Annotated in this window: 12 protein-coding genes; 4 read left to right on the plus strand and 8 right to left on the minus strand. The window is 57.7% G+C overall.

What is annotated here, in order from left to right:
• Nucleotides 1–91: 91 nt before the first annotated feature.
• Together mraZ and AACZ26_RS12575 are read right to left on the minus strand one after the other, a co-directional pair.
• Nucleotides 92–523 (minus strand): division/cell wall cluster transcriptional repressor MraZ, encoded by a 432-nt coding sequence (gene mraZ, locus AACZ26_RS12570; RefSeq protein WP_129071303.1) that lies wholly within the window; start codon nucleotides 521–523, stop codon nucleotides 92–94.
• 245 nt (nucleotides 524–768) lie between these two features.
• Nucleotides 769–1,152, minus strand: coding sequence for a DUF3040 domain-containing protein (locus AACZ26_RS12575; protein ID WP_339622066.1), 384 nt, complete (start codon nucleotides 1,150–1,152; stop codon nucleotides 769–771).
• A gap of 73 nt (nucleotides 1,153–1,225) precedes the next feature.
• On the opposite strand from AACZ26_RS12575, the gene AACZ26_RS12580 reads away from it, so the two are divergent.
• Complete coding sequence (locus tag AACZ26_RS12580) at nucleotides 1,226–2,344, plus strand: polyprenyl synthetase family protein (RefSeq protein ID WP_339622068.1); 1,119 nt, start codon at nucleotides 1,226–1,228, stop codon at nucleotides 2,342–2,344.
• 77 nt (nucleotides 2,345–2,421) lie between these two features.
• Here the strand turns inward: AACZ26_RS12580 and AACZ26_RS12585 are convergent, their stop codons facing one another.
• Nucleotides 2,422–2,763, minus strand: coding sequence for an Rv2175c family DNA-binding protein (locus AACZ26_RS12585; RefSeq protein WP_339622070.1), 342 nt, complete (start codon nucleotides 2,761–2,763; stop codon nucleotides 2,422–2,424).
• Between the two features lie 204 nt (nucleotides 2,764–2,967).
• Between AACZ26_RS12585 and AACZ26_RS12590 the strand changes: the two genes are divergently transcribed.
• Together AACZ26_RS12590 and pknB are read left to right on the plus strand one after the other, a co-directional pair.
• Nucleotides 2,968–4,434, plus strand: coding sequence for a LysM peptidoglycan-binding domain-containing protein (locus AACZ26_RS12590; RefSeq protein WP_339622072.1), 1,467 nt, complete (start codon nucleotides 2,968–2,970; stop codon nucleotides 4,432–4,434).
• 58 nt (nucleotides 4,435–4,492) lie between these two features.
• Nucleotides 4,493–6,466, plus strand: a complete 1,974-nt coding sequence (gene pknB, locus AACZ26_RS12595) for a Stk1 family PASTA domain-containing Ser/Thr kinase (RefSeq protein WP_339622074.1) — start codon at nucleotides 4,493–4,495, stop codon at nucleotides 6,464–6,466.
• 92 nt (nucleotides 6,467–6,558) lie between these two features.
• Here the strand turns inward: pknB and AACZ26_RS12600 are convergent, their stop codons facing one another.
• Nucleotides 6,559–7,929: a class II 3-deoxy-7-phosphoheptulonate synthase gene (locus AACZ26_RS12600; RefSeq protein ID WP_339622076.1), complete on the minus strand. Its 1,371-nt coding sequence runs from the start codon at nucleotides 7,927–7,929 to the stop codon at nucleotides 6,559–6,561.
• A 130-nt stretch (nucleotides 7,930–8,059) separates the two neighbouring features.
• Nucleotides 8,060–8,746, minus strand: a complete 687-nt coding sequence (locus tag AACZ26_RS12605; protein WP_339622078.1) for a lysophospholipid acyltransferase family protein — start codon at nucleotides 8,744–8,746, stop codon at nucleotides 8,060–8,062.
• Nucleotides 8,747–8,909: 163 nt separating this feature from the next.
• Between AACZ26_RS12605 and AACZ26_RS12610 the strand changes: the two genes are divergently transcribed.
• Nucleotides 8,910–10,733, plus strand: a complete 1,824-nt coding sequence (locus AACZ26_RS12610) for an AMP-dependent synthetase/ligase (RefSeq protein WP_339622079.1) — start codon at nucleotides 8,910–8,912, stop codon at nucleotides 10,731–10,733.
• An 81-nt stretch (nucleotides 10,734–10,814) separates the two neighbouring features.
• On the opposite strand, the gene AACZ26_RS12615 is transcribed toward AACZ26_RS12610, so the two are convergent.
• From AACZ26_RS12615 to AACZ26_RS12625, 3 genes are all read right to left on the minus strand, one after another.
• Complete coding sequence (locus tag AACZ26_RS12615; RefSeq protein WP_339622081.1) at nucleotides 10,815–11,306, minus strand: peptide deformylase; 492 nt, start codon at nucleotides 11,304–11,306, stop codon at nucleotides 10,815–10,817.
• Between the two features lie 4 nt (nucleotides 11,307–11,310).
• Nucleotides 11,311–12,633 (minus strand): MinD/ParA family protein, encoded by a 1,323-nt coding sequence (locus tag AACZ26_RS12620; RefSeq protein WP_339622082.1) that lies wholly within the window; start codon nucleotides 12,631–12,633, stop codon nucleotides 11,311–11,313.
• Between the two features lie 108 nt (nucleotides 12,634–12,741).
• Nucleotides 12,742–16,146: a pyruvate carboxylase gene (locus tag AACZ26_RS12625; protein ID WP_339622083.1), complete on the minus strand. Its 3,405-nt coding sequence runs from the start codon at nucleotides 16,144–16,146 to the stop codon at nucleotides 12,742–12,744.
• Nucleotides 16,147–16,172: the final 26 nt, after the last annotated feature.

Here is a 16,172-nt window from a genome sequence, read left to right on the forward strand (position 1 = left end):
GGCCTAGTTCTTGGAGGCTGATCCCCATCCGATGCGACCTGATATCGGGGAAGAAAATCAGGGCGTTCGGCTGGGAGTCAGCGTCGAAGAGCTAGAAGAGTCCCGGAATCACCTCCTCGGTGGTGTTGACGAAATCGGCTTCAGTGGCCTCGTAGTAGTTGTTCCAGGCCTCGGTGTCCCAGATTTCAGCGCGGTTACCCGCTCCGATAACAGTCAGATCGCGACCGAGCCCGGCGTACTCACGCAGACCAGCAGGAATTGTGACCCGATGCTGCTTGTCAGGCGTTTCTTGGTTCGCGCCGGAGAGAAAGAGTCGCAAGAAGTCGCGCCCCTGCTTGCTCGTGACCGGTGCCTTGCGAATTGCTTCATGCATCACTTCGAATTCGCGCTGACTGAACACGTAGAGGCAACGTTCCTGACCTCGAGTAACGACAACACCGGATGCAAGTTCCTCGCGAAACTTCGCCGGCAGGATAATGCGTCCCTTGTCGTCGAGCTTGGGGGCGTAGGTGCCAAGAAACACGGCGCCCTCCCCTCAATCTCCGGCCCGGATTCTGGTTGCCTCCACTTTACTCCACTTTCAACCACATATCTAAGGTTTTTGGGCAATATTCGGAAAAGATGCAGATTGAACCCAATAAATTACTGGAGTTTCACGGTGGAGGAGAATGGAGTGAGTGACCCCGAAAAACAGCAAGCGCCATAGTTCCGGGCACAAAAAAAGGACCAGCCCGAAGGCTGGTCCTTGAAAGTGGAGAGAGTGTTGCGCTAGCCGCGACCGTTCTGGCGGCGGTCCCAACGCTCGTTGATGGTGTCCATGAAAGAGGAACCACGCTTGGCCCTCGACCTCGAAGAAGAGGATGGGGAATCAGTAGCGCTCTCAGAGCTACCAGGGCGAGGAGGCGAAACGAAGAGCAACACTCCCGCAAACATGACCACGAAACCCAACACCCCAACAAGTGGCTGCTGAATGATGACGCCAGTGAGGAGCGCGATGATTCCGGCAACTCCAACAAGCACGCCAATTACCATCATTCGATAGTTTGGCTTGCCCTTGCGAGCGCTGACTGCACTAACGAAATCGGCATCGTTTTGATAGAGACTGCGCTCCATTTCATCGAGGGCCCGCTGCTCTTGCTCTGAAAGCGGCATTCCGTTCCCCTCTCTCTGGGATTTACGGCTAGGTCTCTATAGTACGCCCCGATCCACTAGGTAGGCTAGACGGGTGCCTGAGAGTAACCAGTTAGTTGACCTTGTCCAGCTAAAGATCGATGAGTTTCTGAACGAGAAGCACAACGAGCTTCGAGCAATCGCTCCCGAATTGACCGCTCTCACCGACGTGGGAGGCTCGCTTCTCGCCGGAGGCAAGCGTTTTCGAGCCCTTTTTTGCTACTGGGGTTGGCAAGCCGTCGCTGGACTCGCTTCGCCTCAAGACCCCTTCGCGGATGGCACAGAGAGCCACGACCTCACTGGCGTGTTGCTCTCCGCTTCGGCCCTCGAGCTGTTCCACGCCGCGGCACTGGTCCACGACGACATTATGGATCGCTCCGACACTCGTCGCGGGGCACCCTCTGCTCACCGACGTTTCGAATCAATGCATCTCGATGGGGGCTGGAGTGGCAACGCGGAGGCATACGGCGAAGCATCCGCCTTGCTCCTTGGCGATCTGCTTCTGGGATGGAGCGACGAATTACTTGGTCGGGGCCTAGCGACCCTCCCCCGCCCCTCCGCTCTCGCGGCTCGCAAAGAATTCATGACCATGCGCACTGAAGTGATGGCCGGCCAATTCTTGGACATTCATGATGAGAGCGCATGGGCAAGTTATCCAGAGTCCGAGGCACTCGACCGCGCACAAAGAGTGCTCATTTATAAGTCCGCTAAGTACAGCGTCGAAGCTCCGCTTGCTCTCGGAGCGAGCTTAGCTGCGGGCACCGAAGATCAACTGTCATCATTACGGGCCTTTGGATTGCCACTGGGCGTGGCGTTCCAGTTAAGAGATGATGTTCTCGGAGTTTTCGGTGATCCTGAAGTGACAGGAAAACCCGCAGGTGATGACCTCCGTGAAGGTAAGCGCACCGCGATCATCGCGATTGCCCGGCAGAAACTATCAACGAGCGCCAATTCAATTCTTGACGAGCTTCTCGGCGATCCGGACCTCAGCGACGAGCAAGTCAACATGATTCGTTCAACGCTCACGGAATCCGGCGCAGTCGACCAAGTTGAGAGAGTCATCTCTCGCAATCTCGAACGCGCCTGCGAAGCAATCGAGAGCGCGAATCTTGCACCGACCGCCCGAGCGCAACTACTCCAACTCGCCACTGCGGCAACGACACGGTCGCACTAAAGCGGCGCTCAGTTCTCAATGAACCGCTCGAATCTCACAAGTGCGCTTGCTCAGACGCCCGAGCTTAGCCCGAGAATCTAGAAACCGAGCGCCTGCGCTACGCGGCGGACTTCAGCTTTTCGCCCGGCACGAAGTGCTTCAACTGGAGCAACACCCAAGCTGGGTTCGCTCGAGAGCAGCCAGGTCATCGACTCGTCCGCGGAAAAACCAGCATCAGAAAGCACCACGACCGTTCCCTTGAGTTCGCGAAGCGGAGCACCGTCCACAATGAAAACGTCGGGAACCTGCCAGACGCCGTCGATTCTGCGCGCGAGAAGGGCACCTTCCTCAATGAGGCGGCGCACTTGGCTCACCTTGAGCCCAAGGAGCTCAGTGAGGTCCGGAAGAGTAAGCCAGTTGATAGCGGGTGTTTCAGTCACATGTTAAGAGTGCCACGTCATCACGCTAAAACCTGACAGTTCGCACGGCTTACGGAGAATATTCAGTAGTCAACTCAGATAACACCAGTCACATTAGCCACTACTGCCACAATGGTTGACAGTAGATTGCTTCTGTGACAGCGTTGGAGCGCTGATCTCAGCGATCACATACACCTTCTCGGGGCCGGGAGCAGGAAGAACGACATGACACATTTCACGATGGAAGACACCGACAACGTGGCAGCGAGCGTTTTTGCCGGACTAGTGCCCGCAGCATCGCCGCTTGCTAACGATCGGGCTCGGCGGGTTGCACAGCAGCGAGCTCGCGTAAACCGCAGCGTCATGAACACAGTTCCTGTCTTGCTCGTGGGATCACTCGCTGCGGCCACTTTCAACCTGACCGGTCCTGTTGAGCCCGTCAATGCAAAAACACCTGACGACCCTCGCTTGTCTGCCGAACGCTCGAACAAGCCGACAACAATCACAACCACCGCCGTAAGCGAGGCCTCCACTTCGATCATCGGCCCAGCGCCAACGAGCTACCGCGTTGTAGAAGGTGACACTGTAAGCGACATTGCGGCACGCTATGGGCTCTCTACGGCCTCCGTGCTCGCCCTGAACGGGCTGAGCTGGTCGTCGATGATTTTCCCCGGTCAACAGCTGAAGCTCACCAAGGGCACCGTGGAAACGCTCCCTAGCGTCAACCACATCAAGACCACTAACGGCCAGTACACCATCGTCGCCGGCGACACCGTCAGCGGTATCGCCCACAAATTCGGCGTGTCGACCATCTCTGTGATGTCGGCAAACGGCCTGGGCTGGTCGAGCATTATCTACCCCGGCCAAACAATCATCATTCCGGGAAATCTCAGCTCTCCTACACAGGAAACTGAAGAGTACGATTTCACCCTCGACGAAGACTTCAAAGACACTGCGTCTTCATCGGAGTCGCTGCCTACTGAGAACGACAACACTTCAGTGGACACGGAAGCCCCGGCCCCAGAGAACTCCCCCGTCGAGGCGGAGGTTGAAACGACGGTTGAGGAAGCTGCGCCTGAGCCGGCTCCCGCTCCCTCATCGGGAAGCACCTATGTTGTCGTCTCAGGCGACACGATTTCGGCGATCGCAGCTCGAGTTGGCATTTCTACTCAAGCGCTGCTCGATGCCAACGGGCTCAGCGCCTCAAGCATGATCTACGTCGGTGACAAGCTGACGGTGCCATCGTCGAACTCAGTTCCCGCGAGCACTGGCGGAAGCGTGACGTACTTGAACGCGGAGATGCGTGCAAACGCTCAAGTTATCGTGCAGGTCGGTCGCGAGCTTGGAGTATCTGATTACGGCATCACGATTGCTCTCGCTACCGCAATGCAAGAGTCGAGCCTTCGGAATCTCAACTGGGGCGACCGCGATTCGGTAGGTCTTTTCCAGCAGCGCCCCAGTTCGGGCTGGGGTACTGTCAGCCAGCTCACCACCCCTTCACATGCAGCGCGGTTGTTCTATGGCGGTCCTAGCAACCCCAACAAGGGCATGACCCGGGGATTGCTGGATATTTCAGGGTGGCAGAACATGAGCTTGACCCGAGCGGCACAGGCAGTTCAAATCTCAGGACACCCCGATGCGTACGCAAAGTGGGAAACTTCCGCTCGATCATGGCTGCAAGAGCTGAGCTAAGCGCCAGAACAGCCGTGTCTAGCGGCACTCTCGAAGCTCCGAACTTTAGACTCTCAGAGTGAATGCGAACTCTACTGATCCGATGATCGGCCGTCTGCTCGACGGTCGCTATCAGATTCGTTCGCGTATCGCGCGCGGCGGAATGGCAACCGTCTATCTCGCGACCGACCTGCGCCTCGAGCGCAAAGTCGCTATCAAGGTTATGCACGGTCACCTTGCCGACGACAGCAAGTTCAAGGAACGCTTCGTGCAAGAAGCGCGTTCCTCAGCTCGCCTTGCCCACCCCAACGTGGTCAACGTCTTCGACCAAGGCCAAGACAGCGACATGGCCTACCTCGTCATGGAGTATCTCCCCGGGATCACGCTGCGCGATCTTCTTCAGGAACATCGCATTCTCACCACAGAGCAAACGCTCGACATCATGGAGGCGGTACTCGCGGGCCTCGCCGCTGCCCATAAAGCCGGCATTGTTCACCGTGACCTCAAACCCGAAAATGTGTTGCTAGCCGACGACGGCCGCATCAAGATAGGCGATTTCGGACTCGCGAGGGCGGCCAGCGCCAATACTGCGACAGGCGCAGCGCTTCTCGGCACAATCGCGTATCTCTCCCCCGAACTCGTAACCCGAGGACTCGCTGACACCCGCAGTGATATCTATGCCGTCGGCATCATGATGTACGAGATGTTGGTGGGCGAACAGCCCTTTAAGGGCGAACAGCCCATGCAGATCGCGTACCAACATGCGAACGAAGTGGTGCCGAGCCCGAGTTCCGCCAATCATCTTGTGCCCGCCGAACTCGACGACCTCGTACTCTGGGCAACGGCTCGCGAACCGGACGATCGTCCCAAAGACGCTCGCGCGCTGCTCGACCAGCTCTATCAAACGCACAGCTCGCTCATGACTGCCCTGCCGCCAACGGCATCCACTGCGGTACAACGCACGATGGTGCTTCCAAGCGCACCCGCACCGGAACCACAGAACTCGACGGCAGACACGCAAGTATTTGGCGCAGAGCTTCAGCAGGTCGCTGCTCCGGCGCCCACCCAGGTTTCTGAAAACACCACAACGCTCTCCACGAGAGCGAGCAAGCGTAAGTCACGTGGGTGGTGGCTCATTGCGCTCATCGTTCTCCTTGTCGGCGCTGCCGTCAGCGCGGGCTGGTACTTCGGTGCCGGGCCGGGCTCTCAAGTCACCATCCCCGAGAGCATCAAGAGTGCAACGCCGGAAGAAGCTCACGCAATGCTGGAAGAGCTAGGGCTTGTGGTGAGCGACGAGCTTGGCGAGACGTATGACCCCGTCGTTGCGGTTGATTTGGTGGCGAATTCCACGCCCGAAATTGGTACTGCCGTGCCCAACGGATCGACAGTTCAATTGCTCGTTTCTCAAGGCCCGCGCCCTATCGCCGTACCCAGCTTTGTCGGAATGACAGAAGAAGAAGCTCGTGCAGCTATCAGCGCTGCTCCCTTTACGCTTGTTGAACCGATCATTAGACAGTTCAGCAGCGACATTGCGACAGGCCTCGTCATTGACGTTCTTGGTGCAGATGATGAATCAATCGTGGGCGCCGAGACTTACGGCGAGCTTCAGAACGTTACGCTCGTCATATCGACAGGGCCCCTCCCCGATGTCGCGTGCTCGACGGTCGACGAAGCAACCCAGATCTTGGCTGGGGTAGACCTCAATGTTCAGCTTGGGATCGAAGTCTTCAGCGATTGCGAAAAAGGTACCGTCGTCGCAATAGATCCTGAAGAGAATGCTGATGGGGTTGCTCGCACCGTTCGCGAAGGCGACACAGTAACCCTCATCACGTCACGAGGCCCGGACCTCGTACAGGTACCCGACGTGTCTGGTGACACTATCAATGCGGCTATCTCCGAGCTCGAGGCCCTCGACTTCATCGTTAACGTCGAAACAGACCTCCCTCAAGGATTCTGGGGATCAGGCCTCGCCATCGTTTCCGGCACGGATCCCTCGGCCGGAGAATCGATCAAACGCGGCTCAGAAGTTACCGTTTACGGGCCACAGATCTAACCCGAACTCGCGGAACGCTGAGGTCCACGCGCGCAAAACGCCCGCCAGCCGGATGCCTCTCAAGGCAGTCGACTGGCGGGCGTTTCTGGTCGCTAGAAAGCGCGAAGCTCCTCGGCTACGAGAAACGCGAGTTCGAGGGACTGCATGTGGTTTAGACGTGGGTCGCAGAGAGACTCGTAACGAGTCGCGAGCGTCGCCTCATCAATTTGCTCGGAGCCGCCCAGGCATTCGGTGACATCGTCGCCGGTGAGCTCGATGTGGATACCACCAGGGTAGGTTCCCGCTGCCCGGTGTGCTTCAAAGAATCCCTTGACTTCATCCACAACATCGTCAAAGCGGCGAGTCTTGTAACCCGTGGGTGTCGTAAGACCGTTTCCGTGCATGGGGTCAGTAACCCACAGTGGCGTGGCATCCATGCTCTTGATCGCTTCGAGTAGAGGCGGCAGAGCATCGCGCACCTTGCCTGCACCCATACGGGTAATGAACGTCAGTCGACCAGGTTCACGCTCGGGGTCAAGCTTGTCGATGAGCTGCTTCATCGTCTCAGGCGTGGTGGTTGGACCGAGCTTAACGCCGATCGGGTTGCGTAGTCTCGAGAAGTAATCGATGTGGGCACCGTCAAGGTCACGAGTGCGCTCACCGATCCACAGGAAGTGAGCACTCGTGTTGTACGGAGTACCTGTACGAGAGTCAATACGCGTCATCGGACGCTCGTAGTCCATCAGTAAGCCTTCGTGGCTGGCGTAAAACTCGGTGCGCTTGAGTTCATCGAAGTCGGCGCCGGCCGCCTCCATGAAACGCACCGCCTTGTCGATCTCCTTTGCGAGGCTCTCATACTGGCGGTTCGCCGGGTTAGCAGCGAAGCCCTTGTTCCATGAGTGAACTTGGCGAAGATCAGCGAAGCCACCCTGCGTGAACGCGCGAATAAGGTTCAACGTCGAGGCGGCCGTGTGGTAGCCCTCGACAAGACGTGCAGGATCCGCCGTGCGCGATTCCGGCGTGAAATCGTAACCGTTGACGATATCGCCCCGGTATGCGGGCAGTGTGACATCACCACGCGTCTCCGAGTCGCTCGAACGCGGCTTGGCGAATTGACCAGCCATGCGCCCCATCTTGACGATTGGCTTGGACGCGCCATAAGTCAAAACGACGGCCATCTGCAGAATCGTCTTGACGCGATCGCTGATTTGCTGAGCAGTCGCACCGGCAAACGTCTCTGCGCAATCGCCCCCTTGCAACAGGAAAGCATCGCCCTGGGCGGCGCGCGCGAGTCGCGCGCGGAGACGATCGACTTCGCCAGCAAACACGAGCGGCGGCAGTGACGCGATCTTGCTGGATGCCTCACCAACCGCGTCGGCATCCGGCCACTGAGGTTGCTGCTTGATAGGGAGGGTGCGCCAGTTGTCTAGACCGGCAATCACGGCGGGATCAGCGAGCACGACTGGTTCTGACGGGTCGACCACGAGGAGTTTCCTTCATACATTTACTGCGAAAATGGCTGGGTTTGTGACCCACTAAGAGCCTACCGGCACCGCGGCGCCTCAATGACACCGTTACGACAAGCTGATGGCCTAAGTTGGGCGAGGGAACGAGCTAGCGACGAGCAGCGCCGCGGTCCTTGACCGAGGTGGCGTACACATCGACATACTCTTGACCGCTAATGCGGTTGAGCTCATACATGATCTCGTCGGTGATGGAACGAAGAATAAAGCGATCGCCTTCCATACCTTCAAACCGACTGAAGTCGAGGGGTTCGCCGAAAACGATACCGATGCGACCCATGCGAGGGATCTTGGTACCGATAGGCATGACCTTCTCGGTATCGATCATGGCAACGGGCACGACAGGGACTTGTCCCTCGAGGATCATTCGCGCTACGCCAGTGCGACCCCGATACATCTTTCCGTCGGGACTGCGAGTGCCCTCTGGATAGATGCCAAGAACTTCACCACGAGCGAGTACGGCGAGCCCGGTGTTGAGCGAAGCCTCGGAAGCCTTACCGCCCGAGCGATCGATCGGCAGCATGCCTGTTCCGTTGAAGAACGCCCGAGACAGCCAACCTTTGATGCCTCGACCAGTGAAATAGTCGCTCTTGGCGAGAAAGAAAATACGGCGATCCATAACCAGCGGCAAGAAGACCGAATCGATGAACGATAAGTGATTACTGGCCAAGATAACGCCACCGGTGCGAGGAATATTCTCCAAACCGGATACCCATGGACGAAAGACGGTCTTCAAGATAGGACCGGCAACCAAATTCTTCATAAACCAATAGAACATGGCACCTCTTCTCCTCGTCGCGGGAATACCCACTCTAGCGTCCGCCGTGATGCACCCCACAAACGGGTGCACATTTTCATACGTGCCCACTGTTTACATGGTTTGTCGACAACGACCTCGCTAGAGTGGAGTAGACCACCTTACCGGTGCCAAAGGAGTTGCCGTGAAACAGTTTGATGTACCAGCCCTTGTTGAGGCTGACCCGGAAGCAAACGCTACCGATCTCTTGATAGATCGCGTTGCGGCCACGCCCAATAGCGCGTTGTTCTCGCTACCTACAGCCAATGGCGGCTGGAGCGATGTGACGTCGTCGGAGTTCCTGACCCAAGTCAAGGACCTCGCTAAGGGCCTTGTCGCCGCGGGCATTGAGCCAGGAGACAAAATCGGTCTGATGTGCAAGACCCGATACGAGTGGACGCTGATCGACTTCGCCACGTGGTTTGCCGGAGCAGTACTCGTTCCCATCTACGAGACGAGTTCGCCGAGCCAGATCCATTGGAACATTACGGACTCTGGCGCAACAGCGATGATCACAGAGACACCGGATCACTTCGCGCGCTTCGATGAAATCCACGCAGACGTTCCCGCCATCTCGAACGTGTGGCAAATAGATCTTGGCGACCTCGACAAGCTAGCGAAGTCAGGCAGCGACGTTAGCGACGACGAAATTGAACGTCGACGCAATCTCGCCAAGGGCTCAGACCTCGCTACCCTCATTTACACTTCCGGTACCACAGGGAAGCCCAAGGGCTGCATCATCACCCACTCCAACTTTGTGGAGTTGTGCCGCAATTCACAAAAGGCGATCCCCGAAGTCGTCAACCCCGATTCGAGCACCCTGCTGTTCATCACGACAGCACACATTTTCGCTCGCTTTATCTCAATCCTGTGCATCCACGGGGGTGTTAGGGTCGGCCACCAGCCAGACACCAAGCTGCTGTTGCCATCGATGGCATCATTCAAACCGACCTTCCTCTTGGCGGTGCCACGAGTCTTCGAAAAGGTCTACAACTCGTCAGAGCAAAAGGCAGAAGCTGGCGGCAAGGGCAAGATCTTCCGCAAAGCAGCGGATGTCGCGATCGCTCATTCCAAAGCGGTGGATGCCGGACACGTGCCTCTAGGACTCAAGATCCAGTTCGCCGTCTTCGACCGACTCGTGCTCTCCAAAATTCGTACGGCACTTGGCGGTCGCGTGAAGTACGCCGTTTCTGGTTCCGCACCGCTCGGGCTGCGTCTTGGTCACTTCTACCGCAGCCTCGGCCTCACGATTCTTGAGGGCTACGGGCTCACCGAAACGACAGCACCGATTTCAGTGAACAAGCCGTCGAACTTCAAAATTGGCAAGGTCGGTCCCCCGCTGCCCGGAGTCTCAGTTCGCATTGCTGAGGATGGTGAGATTCAAGCCAAGGGTGTGTGTGTTTTCGATGGCTACTGGAACAATCAGGCCGCCACAGATGAAGTGTTCGAAGACGGCTGGTTCAAGACCGGAGACATCGGCAAAATCGACGAAGAAGGCTATCTCGAGATCACCGGCCGCAAGAAGGAGATCATCGTCACAGCGGGAGGCAAGAACGTTGCTCCTGCTGCGCTTGAAGATCCCATCCGCGCGAACCCGATCATCGGGCAAGTTGTCGTAGTGGGTGAACAGCGCCCCTTCATTTCAGCACTCGTCACACTCGATGAAGAAATGCTCCCCACATGGCTCGGCAACAACGGCCTCGACGCTACGTGGACTACCGAACAGGCCGCAAAGCATCCTGCCGTGCTTGCCGAAGTGCAGCGTGCGATTGACGTTGGAAACTCTCGGGTTTCTCGCGCAGAGTCGATTCGCAAGTTCCACATACTCGACGCTGATCTGACTGAGGCAAGCGGCCACTTGACTCCGAAGCTGAGCATCAAGCGAAACGTCATTCTGGCTGATTTTGCCGATGTCATCGAGAGTCTGTATTCAAACTCCCCCGCGACCGAGGGAATCTCGCTCAAGTAGCACACTCAGAAAGCCCCCGTCATGCCTGCATGACGGGGGCTTTTTGTTAACACTTCAGTGAGTGCGTCACACAAGAACTGTCTAGTACCACGGAGCCTTACGGATAGCGCGCATCGCTTCGCGTTTTGTCTCGGCTTCAAGTCCCTCGATGTAAAGGTGGCCGTCGAGGTGATCTGTCTCATGTTGGAGAGCTTGAGCCATGAGCCCATGACCGCTGAGTTCAACAGCCTCCCCCGAAAGATCCACGCCAGTAACACGCGCAAACGGGTACCGTCGACGCAAGAAATAGAACCCAGGCACGGAGAGGCAGCCCTCATCAACTAGCTCCGGCTCCCCTGATACCTCGACAAGCACAGGGTTGATGATGTAACCGATGTCACCATCGATGTTGTAGCTGAACGCACGCAGGCCAACGCCGATCTGATTGGCAGCGAGCCCAGCACGTCCGGGAAGTTTCACGGTTTCGATAAGGTCATCAACCAGTGCCGCGGCACGCGGGTCGCCAATCACTATCGCATCGCACGCCGAACGAAGAACGGGATCGCCGAAGAGACGAATCTCACGAACAGCCATAGTGTCAGTTGATCCGAACCGCGGGAAGGCCATCCATGACTACGGCCGCGAGTTCCGTCGCGGCTGCCTTCGTTAGCTTATTGAGGTCGCGGTAATGCACAACCGAACCTGTTGCCAGACTGGGGTCGTAAGGAACGCGCACAATCTCACGAACGCGTGATTTGAAGTGAGCCTCAATCTCTTCAAGCTTCACCAAGTTTGTACCTTGAGTCGCCGTATTGATAGCTACAACCGCGTTCTTTACCAAGTCCTCATGACCGTTCGACTCGAGCCAAGTCAATGTTTCTGACGCCAAACGTGCCTCATCCACGCTGCCACCAGAGACGATAACGATTGAATCTGCGCGCTGCAGTGTCGCTCGCATGACTGAGTGGACAATTCCGGTTCCACAGTCCGTGATTGCCACGGAATAGAACCGCTCAGCCATATCTGCGACCACGTTGTAGTCGTCTTCGTCAAAGGCCTCGGAAACATGAGGGTCGGTATCAGAAGCGAGCACATCGAGTCGAGTCTCATCTCGAGACACCACGGTCTGGAATTCACTGAACGTGTGAAGGGAGTCAGCCCGCATCACAACATCGCGAACCGTCGCGCGGGTCTGCTTGTCGATTCGCTCCGCGAGCGTTCCGCGGTCGGGATTCGCATCGATCGCAATGATGCGGTCTTCGCGAGTGTCGGCCAATGCCATACCGAGCAACGCGGTGATCGTCGTCTTTCCTACTCCACCCTTGCGAGTGAGGACAGGAACGAATCGCGTGCCTCCGATGAATGTCTTAGTGACACGAGCCTCTAGCGCCTTACGCTCTCGCACCCGGTAGGAGTCCCCCAGATTAACGAGGTGAAAAGTTGCAGCGTAGATCAACTCTTGCAGGAAGCCTTCGGGCGCTGGTCGACGATTCTTCTTACCCTGATTGATCAAGCGCTCGGCCGTAAGCATCGTTGCCGTTTCTGGAGTTGCACGGACCTCAGTGCGCTGTCGCCCCCGTCGAGTGGTCGGGCGATCAGCCGGCGGCAGTTTTGGGATAACGGCAACCTCGGGCGCTGCTTCCGCAGGGATTGTCACAACTGACTCTGGTGCGAAAGCGACTGTCGTTGTCGCCATCGCGGCGGGATCGACGTCATGAGCAGTAATCGCGACGTCATCAATCGCAACGGCGGCTTCATGCTCCGGCGTCTCACGGACCGCAACAGGCAACGAGAGTGTAAAAGTTACGCTCTCGGGCTGTGGGGCCTGTTCGACTGTCGAGTCTTTCGTGTCGTGATCGGTCGACGAAGAGTGCGCGTCGTCGGACGACTGCACATCTGGTTCATTGCGCTTGGTAGTCACGTGGCGATCCCTTTCAGAAAGCAAACACACCACTTTACCGCGTTAACGAGCAAGACGTGACCGTTGCATACACAACGGTCACGTCCCTACCCTACAAAAACTGGGATGTTAGCTCGGCTCAATTTCCACAAGAAGGTCACCGGCATCTACTTGCTGAGTCTTGGGTATAGCCAAACGCTTGACTGTACCGGCAACGGAGGCAGTAATCGCCGCTTCCATTTTCATTGCCTCGATCGACGCAACGGCCTGGCCTGCCTCCACAGAGGCGCCCTCTTCGACTTGCAACGTGACAACACCAGAGAAAGGTGCTGCAACATGACCCGGCTTCGAGGCATCTGCCTTCTCGGTGGCCGTTGAATCAACCTTAATGCTGTGATCACGCACAAATACGGGACGCAGCTGACCGTTCAGAGTGGCCATGACCGTGCGAATGCCCTTCTCATCAGCCTCACCGATTGCTTCGAGGCCCACGAAGAGCTGTACGCCCTTTTCGATCTCTACGACGTGCTCTTTGCCCTGCTGGATGCCGTACAGGTAGTCAGTGCTGTCGAGCTGGGACAAGTCGCCGTAGGTTTCGCGGGCGGTCTCAAAGATCTGAGTCGGTCCAGCGAACAAGAGGCGATTGAGCGCCGATCGGCGGTCATTGGGCTCGCCGTCAAGCGCGGCCTGGTCATCAGCGCTGATCTCTTCAACACCAATCTTGACGTTACGACCCTTGAGCACCTTCGTGCGGAACGGCTCCGGCCAACCACCGGGAAGCTCGCCCAGCTCTCCAGCCATGAACCCGATCACCGAGTCTGGGATGTCGTATTTATCGGGATTCTCTTCAAAGTCAGCTGGGTCAGCGTTTGCCGCAGCCAGCGCCAAAGCCAAATCACCAACGACCTTGGACGACGGAGTCACCTTCGGCGGGCGACCCAACATCTTGTTGGCAGCAGCGTAGAGGTTCTCAATAGTCTCGAATTGGTCAGCAAGGCCAAGAGCGATTGCCTGCTGACGCAGGTTGGAAAGCTGACCACCGGGAATCTCATGGTGGTAAACACGTCCCGTCGGCCCGGGTAGTCCCGATTCGAACGGCGCGTACGTGTGTCGCACTGCTTCCCAGTAGGGTTCAAGGTCAGACACCGCATCCAAAGAAATTCCGGTGTCACGTTCCGTGTGCGCGAGAGCGGCGACTAGCGCTGACATCGACGGCTGGCTCGTGGTTCCCGCCATCGGAGCACTAGCGACGTCGACGGCATCCGCACCAGCACGCGACGCAGCCAGGAGAGTCGCCAGCTGGCCCCCAGCGGTGTCGTGCGTGTGAACGTGGACCGGAGCGTCGAAACGTTCACGAAGCGCCGTTACAAGCGTCTCAGCGGCTTCTGCTCGTAGCAAGCCGGCCATATCTTTGATCGCGAGCACGTGGGCGCCGCTCTCAATGATCTGCTCGGCAAGCGTGAGGTAGTAGTCAAGCGTGTACAGATCTTCTTTGGGGTCGAGGAGATCGCCCGTGTAGCAGAGCGCCACTTCAGCGACAGCCGTGCCCGTGCTGAGAACCGCATCGATGGCCGGACGCATCTGCGAAACATCGTTGAGCGCATCGAAAATACGAAAGATATCAACCCCGGTGTCAGCAGCTTCGCGCACGAAGGCATCCGTCACTCTTGTGGGGTAGGGCGTGTAGCCCACGGTGTTGCGGCCACGCAGCAACATCTGTATCGCCACGTTCGGCAGCACCTCACGCATCGAGGCAAGACGCTCCCAAGGGTCTTCAGCCAAGAAGCGCAGCGCAACGTCGTACGTTGCCCCACCCCAGGCCTCGACCGACAGCAACTCCGGCGTCAGGCGCGCAACGTGCGGCATGACCGCGACGAGGTCGCGAGTGCGTACGCGAGTCGCCAAGAGCGACTGGTGAGCATCCCGGAAAGTGGTTTCCGTCACAGCAAGCGACTTCTGCTCGCGCAATGCGGACGCAAAGCCAGCTGGACCGAGCTCAAGCAGTCGCTGACGCGAACCCGCGGGAGCGTCCGTCGCGAGATCGACCTCGGGAAGCTTCAACTGCGGCTTAATGATTCCCGCACCATCGCCGTTGGGCTGGTTGACGGTTACATCAGCAAGCCACGTAAGGATCTTGGTTCCGCGGTCCTTCGAGCGGTGCGAGTTGACTAGCCACGGACGCTCATCAATGAACGCGGTGCTCACGTCGCCAGCGATGAACTCGGGATCGTCAAGCACCCCCTGCAAGAACGGAATGTTCGTGGTGACACCACGAAGACGGAACTCAGCAAGGCCGCGACGCGCACGGCGCACTGCCGACGCAAAATCGCGCCCACGGCATGTCATCTTGACGAGCATGGAGTCGAAATGAGGCGAAATCTGCGCACCGGCAGAAACTGTTCCACCGTCGAGACGGATACCAGCACCACCAGGCGAACGGTACGTCGTGATCTTTCCCGTATCGGGACGGAACCCGCTCGCTGGGTCTTCTGTCGTGATGCGGCACTGCAGCGCTGCTCCACGCAACTTGAGCTCGTCTTGACGCAATCCCAGTTCATCAAGTGACTCGCCATAAGCAATTCGCATCTGAGACTGGACGAGATCGACATCAGTGACCTCTTCGGTGACCGTGTGCTCGACCTGAATGCGCGGGTTCATCTCAATGAAAACGTGTTCGCCCTTGCGCTCTCCCGCGGTGTCGAGCAAGAACTCGACAGTTCCGGCGTTCACGTAGTCGATTGACTTGGCGAAAGCGATAGCGTCTCGGTACATCGCTTGACGGATGTTGTCGTCAAGATTGGGAGCGGGAGCAATTTCGACAACCTTTTGGTGGCGTCGCTGCACTGAGCAGTCACGCTCAAAGAGGTGAATCGTTCCGCCGTGAGAATCAGCGAGGATCTGCACCTCGATGTGACGGGGGCGGACCACAGCCTGCTCGATAAACATCGTGGGATCGCCGAATGCGCTGTCCGCTTCGCGCATCGCTTCTTCCAGCGCACCTCGGAGATCTTCCTTCTTATCCACGCGGCGCATTCCACGACCGCCACCGCCGGCGACGGCCTTAGCGAAAACGGGAAAACCGATTTCTTCTGCTCCGGCAAGAAGAGCTTCGAGGTCGGTACTTGCTGGAGTGGACTTCAACACAGGAACTCCCGCAGCAATGGCGTGTTCCTTTGCGGTGACCTTGTTGCCGGCCATCTCCAACACCTTGGTTGGAGGGCCAATGAAGGTGATTCCCGCCTCCGCGGCAGCCCGAGCGAGATCAGGGTTTTCGGAGAGGAAGCCGTAGCCGGGGTAGATCGCGTCGGCACCCGACTCTTTCGCAACGCGAATAATTTCCGAAACATCGAGGTAAGCACGAACGGGATGCCCCTCTTCACCAATCTGATATGCCTCATCAGCTTTCAGACGATGAACCGAGTTTCGGTCCTCGTACGGAAAAACGGCCACGGTTCTTGCCCCGAGCTCGACAGCCGCGCGCATAGCGCGGATCGCAATCTCACCTCGGTTGGCAACGAGAATCTTCTTGAACATTCGGTCCTTCCTGACAAAAACCAAGC

The organism is uncultured Salinibacterium sp. (genome assembly GCF_963974405.1).
Lineage (GTDB): Bacteria > Actinomycetota > Actinomycetes > Actinomycetales > Microbacteriaceae > Rhodoglobus.